This window comes from Photobacterium damselae (assembly GCF_003026815.1).
Taxonomy (GTDB): Bacteria; Pseudomonadota; Gammaproteobacteria; order Enterobacterales; family Vibrionaceae; genus Photobacterium; species Photobacterium damselae.
This window is the reverse complement of record NZ_PYOG01000017.1, coordinates 82,291-88,648: the sequence shown is the minus strand read 5'-3', so window position 1 is coordinate 88,648 and position 6,358 is coordinate 82,291. Positions and strand designations below refer to the sequence as shown.

Annotated in this window: 7 protein-coding genes; 1 reads left to right on the top strand and 6 read right to left on the bottom strand. The window is 36.3% G+C overall.

All coding sequences use genetic code 11. From position 1 onward, the window contains the following. Positions 1-169: 169 nt before the first annotated feature. From CTN07_RS14755 to CTN07_RS14745, 3 genes are all read right to left on the bottom strand, one after another. A complete protein-coding gene (locus CTN07_RS14755; RefSeq protein WP_005305252.1) occupies positions 170-349 on the bottom strand; it encodes a restriction endonuclease subunit S domain-containing protein in 180 nt (59 codons plus the stop codon). 74 nt (positions 350-423) lie between these two features. Then, positions 424-2,130: a phospho-sugar mutase gene (locus CTN07_RS14750; protein WP_005305255.1), complete on the bottom strand. Its 1,707-nt coding sequence runs from the start codon at positions 2,128-2,130 to the stop codon at positions 424-426. A gap of 325 nt (positions 2,131-2,455) precedes the next feature. Beyond that, positions 2,456-2,977: a DUF2058 domain-containing protein gene (locus tag CTN07_RS14745; protein WP_005305258.1), complete on the bottom strand. Its 522-nt coding sequence runs from the start codon at positions 2,975-2,977 to the stop codon at positions 2,456-2,458. 173 nt (positions 2,978-3,150) lie between these two features. Here CTN07_RS14745 and gloA2 point away from each other — a divergent pair, with 173 nt between their 5' ends. Then, on the top strand, positions 3,151-3,534 hold the full coding sequence (gene gloA2, locus CTN07_RS14740) for an SMU1112c/YaeR family gloxylase I-like metalloprotein (protein ID WP_036765703.1): 384 nt from the start codon (positions 3,151-3,153) through the stop codon (positions 3,532-3,534). 50 nt (positions 3,535-3,584) lie between these two features. Here the strand turns inward: gloA2 and CTN07_RS14735 are convergent, their stop codons facing one another. The 3 genes from CTN07_RS14735 to CTN07_RS14725 all read right to left on the bottom strand — a co-directional run bounded on the left by CTN07_RS14735 (position 3,585) and on the right by CTN07_RS14725 (position 6,021). Beyond that, complete coding sequence (locus CTN07_RS14735) at positions 3,585-4,235, bottom strand: MarC family protein (RefSeq protein ID WP_005305260.1); 651 nt, start codon at positions 4,233-4,235, stop codon at positions 3,585-3,587. A 135-nt stretch (positions 4,236-4,370) separates the two neighbouring features. Further along, positions 4,371-5,837 (bottom strand): EAL domain-containing protein, encoded by a 1,467-nt coding sequence (locus CTN07_RS14730; RefSeq protein ID WP_005305263.1) that lies wholly within the window; start codon positions 5,835-5,837, stop codon positions 4,371-4,373. Next, positions 5,803-6,021, bottom strand: a complete 219-nt coding sequence (locus tag CTN07_RS14725) for a hypothetical protein (protein WP_036765705.1) — start codon at positions 6,019-6,021, stop codon at positions 5,803-5,805. Before CTN07_RS14725 ends, CTN07_RS14730 begins: the two co-directional genes overlap by 35 nt. Positions 6,022-6,358 lie beyond the last annotated feature (337 nt).

Genomic DNA, 6,358 nt, shown 5'->3' with positions numbered 1-6,358 from the left:
TTATTAATTACGTTTAGAGCTTGAGAAACGTCCATAAAAAAATCCAAGTGCATTAAATACACTTGGATTTTTACACATCTATAGGATCATTCAACCGATCATTTTGAGCTTAACTGATCGGCATTACATCTTAGGCTCTCTTTTTTAATATGAGAAAAACTCTCTCAGCTTACTCAGGCTTACGTTCGCCAGTCATAAATGCATGAAGAATTTCAGGAGTTAGCTCGCCAGCTTCTTCTAAACGCTTTAACTCTGCAACAATTTTTTTCTGCTCTTCAAGAGTCGGAATCGGTAGCTCTGGCTCTTTTTTGATATCTTCTGGAATAGACAGATTCATATTCTCAAGCATAGTCATCTCTATTTAAGTCAATTATTATCAATCTGTCTTTCATTATACTGAAAATAAATTACAAATCAGCACTATTAGGCAAGAGAGGCTTGATGCTTATCAATAAGATCATCCATTGCTTGCTGTGCTCGCTGCTGAGAATGGCACAGGCTATCTTCATGTGTCATCGGCTCAATAACTTCGTAATAGCATTTAAGCTTTGGCTCAGTACCTGATGGACGAACAACAACGCGAGCTCCACCAGCGAGGTGGTAAATAAGCACATCGCTTGATGGTAAATCGATCGCCTCAACGGTACCATCAACGAAAGTTTTTAGTGATACTTTTAAGTCATCAATCACTTCTACCGCTAAACCTGCAATCTCTGAAGGTGGATTTTGGCGCAATGTATCACCGACAGGCGGAGATGTTGGATCTAAAGCTAAACTGCGTTGTGCATTAATGTATAAGCCATGTTCACGATAAATAGATTCCAATCGATCCCATACAGTGAGGCCTTGAGCAGCAAGCTCGGCTGTTAACTGTGCAAATACAACCAGAGCAGATAAACCATCTTTGTCCCACACAGTACGGCCAATGGTGTACCCTAACGCTTTTTCATACGCAAACAGGAACTTGTTTTGATCTGTCTGTTTTTGCATCGCAACATTGGTCAACCATTTAAAGCCGGTTAATGTTTGATAAAATGTTGCATCTGCCGCTTTAGCTATTTTCGCTAATAAGCTGGATGACACAATCGTATTACCAACTAAACGCTCATCACTTGGCGCATGATTTAATAGGTAATGACCAAATAAAATCCCAACCTGATCCCCTGTCAGCATTTTATAATTGCCATCTTCTGTTCTTACCGCTACTGCAAATCGATCCGCATCAGGATCATTAGCACAAGCCAATACTGCATTGTATTTTTGAGCCTCAGCAATCACCATATCCATTGCACCAGCTTCTTCCGGATTTGGGAATTTTACTGTTGGAAATGCACCATCAGGTTCTCTTTGAGCCGCGACACTATGTACTTGCTCAAATCCAGCATCTTTGAGCAGTGTTTCAGCCATCTCAGCCCCCACTCCATGCATTGCGGTATAGGCGATTGCAATACCTTCTGGCTTAGTATGATTTTGAAGTAATGGGTTATGATTTTGAGCTGCTCGGTAGTCTTGATAATATTCGTCATCTAACCAAATCAGCAGACCTTGTTGCTCAGCTTGAATAAGATCGGCATGAGGTAAATGCATTGCTGCCGCTTTATCAATTTCGGATGCAATACCACTGTCATGTGGAGGAATAATTTGTGCACCATTCTCCCAGTAAACTTTAAAGCCGTTGTATTCTGGTGGATTATGACTGGCTGTTACTACAATTGCAGCAGCAGTACCTAAATGGTGAACACCAAAAGCAACCACAGGAGTTGGAGCCACTTTATAAGTAAGATAAACCTTAATACCAAGAGCTGTTAACATACCCGCGGCATCATGAGCAAACTGCTTAGAATCTGGTCGACCATCATAGCCAATCACGACCCCTTTCTCTTTCGCGTTATCAATAGTCTGAATTAAGTAGTGACCAAGACCCGTTGCTGTTTCTTGAATAACCAAACGATTCATTCTATTCGGCCCTGCCCCAACAACACCACGAAGACCTGCAGTACCAAACTCTAAGCGGCCACGAAAACGCTCATCAAGTTCAGCTATATTGTGAGCAGCAACAAGCTCTTCTAGTTCTAAACGCGTTTTTGGATCTGGATCTCGATCTAACCAGCGGCTGATTTCTGTTTTCATTATCTATTCCTATTGGTTTTGTTTCTACCCATTACAGCAGAGAACCACATAATGATACCAATAAAGCACAAATGATATCGATTCGCATTATCTTTTTATTGTTTTTATTACAAAATTAAATTTTAAAATAACAAATAAGAGCGCAATCGATAAAACAACATCAATTAAAGATAGACCAGATAAAGATAGTCTAGAAAATTAGTATAGTGAAAGGATGTAAGGGATAAGAGCTAGAAAAGCTTACACCCAAATTAACTTGGGTGTAAGTTATTAAAGAGGTTACTTATAGATAAGTATCTGTGACCCTGTAAATAATTTTGTGGAATTACCACATTAGGTCATCAGGAATCACAAAGTCAGCGTATGGATCGTCTTCATCAACGACTGTCTCATCAACCGTGTTATTCACAACAATTGATTCCTGATCTCGCTGTGCAATTTTATCTGCAACAACAGCAGGAATTAGCTCATAGCCCTCCCCTAAGCGAGCAATAGCAAGACGACCTTTGATTAATTGGTCACGAAGTTCCGGAGTAACATATAAAGTCTTAACCGTACTACCATCAGTAAAGTTATAACCTTCTTCACCTTTCTTACGGTCGATACAGTTCATCTCAATTAACTGCTTAACCTGAGCAGCAATCTCTTTTGCTTGCGCCGCCTCATTTTTCTGTTGGTTAAGCTGTTTGTCTTTTTCTAATTGAGCTTGACGATTGGCTTCAACAGCTGCTTTTGCTTCTTTTGCTTGTGTACGAGATTTTTTGCTACCTTTAACCGCTTTTTTCAATTTTTTCTTATCAACAAGACCTGCTTTTAGCATTTGTTCTTGTAGGGTCAGTTTGGCCATGATTGCTCCAACAATAATCGTCACCTTATAGATTGACTCGATTTTCAATTTTTCTATAAGATAAATAACAGTAATTTTTTCATTATACCCAACTTATTTGCAGATACCTACTAAGCAGAACCAACTCTAACCTATTGGAATACTCAAGTAAGTTAATTATTGGTACATATAACATGCTAAAAAAAATACATCATGCAGCGATTATTTGCTCAGACTATGAGAAATCTAAGCATTTTTATAATCATATTTTAGGCTTAGCTATTGTAAAGGAAACTTATCGAGCAGAAAGAGACTCCTATAAACTTGATCTTACTCTGCCTGATCACTCTCAAATTGAGCTCTTTTCTTTTCCTAACAGCCCTAAACGGCCAAGCTACCCAGAAGCACAGGGACTAAGACACCTAGCCTTTGCTGTGGATGATATCAACAAGGTGATCGATCATCTTCTAGAGCACCATATTGATGTAGAGCCTATTAGAATCGACGAATTAACGGGTAAACACTTCACTTTTTTCATGGATCCTGATGGATTACCACTTGAATTGTATGAAGATTAGGACGCTAATAAAGCTAGATTACGCTCAATCTAGCTTTTATTTAGTGGTATTTAGGCAGGAGTAGAATTAAATAGAACAATGGCATCATGTACGCCTTGAATGCCCATTTGCATACCAATGACAGTTAGAATCAATCCCATTAAACGAGTGATAATACTGATACCGCTCTGACCTACTTTTTCAATAAGCTTTGGCCCGTAGATAAAATAAACATAAGTGATTAAGCACAGTGCCGCAAAAGCAGAAATAGTGATAATGATATGTAACATATTACCTGCCGCTGAGTAATTCATTGCAGTGGCAATTGTGCCTGGGCCAGCTAAAAGAGGTAGAGCAAGTGGAGATATGGCAATGTCTTGGTCTGAGTTATTATCACTATCTTGGCTCGCATTTTGAGATGAATGCATTGATGATGAGTTACCTTGTAACATGTGATAGCCAACCAAAAACACTAATACTCCACCAGCCATTCTTAAAGCAGGCAAAGTAATACCAAAAACTTCAAAAATTCCTTTTCCTAAGAAGCTAAATGCAGCAATAATTGCAAAAGCAGTGACCAAAGCTTTAAGAGCAATAGCTCGCACTTGTTTGGCTGGTAATCCCCCTGTCATTCCGACAAAGACAGCCGTATTAGCAAACGGGTTCATCATCGCAAAAAAACCCATAAATACACTTACAGCCATTGTTCCAATATCGTGCATAACGATCCTTAAAATTATTGATATTTTTACAAAATAGATACATTTATAGCATATCAGTAATTGAGAATATTGCTAAGTTAATATTCAAGTTATGAATAGTTATGCGTTCTCAAAACAACATCCCTGTTATTTATCTCAAACAAGCTTTGAAGCAAACTCATCGAGTAACATAGGCTTTCCATAAAGGTAACCTTGAAAGTAAACAACACCGCGAGATTTCAAAATCTCAACTTGTTCAGGCTGTTCAATACCCTCTGCAATAATTCGAATATTTAACCGATCAGCTAAGGCAATAATGTTGTCAATGATGGCATTAGAAACATCATCGCTTGTAATATGATCAACAAAAGACTTATCAATTTTTAAATAATCGAACTTAATCTTCCGTAGATAATCGAGTGTTGAGTATCCTGTCCCGTAGTCATCTAAAGCAAACTTTACACCGAATTTACGCATACTTGCCATCATAGTTTGAGCTGTATCTGTCTGAACCAATTGCTGATTTTCAGTTAATTCTAAAACCACATCACAGTAACGACTTAAAGAGCGGCAGACACGTTTAATTTTAGGATCATTTAGACAAGGTTCTGTCACATTAAAACTTAAATGCAATCTTTTGTAATGATAAAGCGATTGATATTCAATAACTTGATTTAATAAACTGAGTGTCATTGGCACCATTAAGTCATATTGCTCAATTGTTGGTATAAAGACATTAGGAGGTACAATCTCTCCATTATCTTTTATCCAGCGCGCTAGAATTTCACCACCAACAATATCACCATTATCATCAACAATAGGCTGAACATAAGGTTTTATCTTATTGTTAATAATTGCATTTTCAACCTCAAATTTTGCCCAATTGAGACTAGTGATAAAACGCATTGCTAACAATGCTAGACCAAATGAAATAAAAGCTAATACAAGTAGATAAATTATTGTTTTATTATCAATAGTAAAATTATTATCTAGATATATTGAAAACGGATAGATAACTGATTTTTGGTAAAAGGCATACTTGTCTAAGTTAGCCTTTATAATACCGAATTCATTATATGATGTATCACCCACTTTGATGACGACGGCACCATCACCGTTAATCCGTTGAAGTGCCCTTAATAAATAATATTCACTAATACCAACTCTAACCCATTGTGACTTGGATATTTTCTGCGTTAAAATCATGACCGGAGAATGGTCTAATGCACTATTATGTCGGACATATAATCGCTTCTGGTAATTACCCATTTTCCGTTCTGGTGAAAGTTTACCAATGATTGAATTGCAATACATATAACCATTACGGACTAAACTAATAGTTCGAATATCCGGCGTAACTGCAACAATATTTCTTAACTCATACAATGAGTTATCACAATTATCAAGATCCAATCGTACTGCTTTATTAATACCGGTTTGAGCATTAGCAAGCATTTCTTCGACTTGAACTCTTACTAAATCACCTCTTTCCTTTAAAGATGCTAAGTGTGATAAATAAGTTGCACTTAATAATGCAATTGAGAATACCCCCCAAATGAGGAGTGATACTGTACAAACTAGCTTTTTCTTATCGGATAAGATCTTTTTTATACAACTTGTCATCTTGAGGCTCAATTATAGACAACTCACCACAGACTTCTTCGTAACATTTTGAAAACATTGCCAATTTTTGATGATAATCATCATATATTTTAGCAAAATACTCAAATTCACCCATATCGATTAAATCGAACATCAATGAGCGTAAGAAGTCTAACTCTTTTTTTAGCTGAAGATATACTTTCATTATTATATAAATCCTAATTTTTATTTGATAATAATATTAATATAAAAATCAAAAATGGTCATTAGAATCATATTTATTTATTATAAAAAACGTATTATAAATTCTTGATGATAAATAACTCAAATCATGAACTATAATCAAAATAATATCCAGAGATGGCATTTCTCATAATCAACAGTTTTAACAACCCTGCCAAATTGACATTATTAAGATAGAAAAAATCCCATAAAAAAATATTATTCTATCTCCGCTAATTTCAAACAATGGCATTAAAAACACAATTCAAAACGGAATTTACAAGAAATCACAACTCAAATAATTATAAGCTTAATTTATA

Coding starts and splice junctions, on each gene's coding strand:
- CTN07_RS14755 (WP_005305252.1), bottom strand. CDS start 349: ATGCTTGAGAATATGAATCTGTCTATTCCAGAAGATATCAAAAAAGAG.
- CTN07_RS14750 (WP_005305255.1), bottom strand. CDS start 2,130: ATGAAAACAGAAATCAGCCGCTGGTTAGATCGAGATCCAGATCCAAAA.
- CTN07_RS14745 (WP_005305258.1), bottom strand. CDS start 2,977: ATGGCCAAACTGACCCTACAAGAACAAATGCTAAAAGCAGGTCTTGTT.
- gloA2 (WP_036765703.1), top strand. CDS start 3,151: ATGCTAAAAAAAATACATCATGCAGCGATTATTTGCTCAGACTATGAG.
- CTN07_RS14735 (WP_005305260.1), bottom strand. CDS start 4,235: ATGCACGATATTGGAACAATGGCTGTAAGTGTATTTATGGGTTTTTTT.
- CTN07_RS14730 (WP_005305263.1), bottom strand. CDS start 5,837: ATGACAAGTTGTATAAAAAAGATCTTATCCGATAAGAAAAAGCTAGTT.
- CTN07_RS14725 (WP_036765705.1), bottom strand. CDS start 6,021: ATGAAAGTATATCTTCAGCTAAAAAAAGAGTTAGACTTCTTACGCTCA.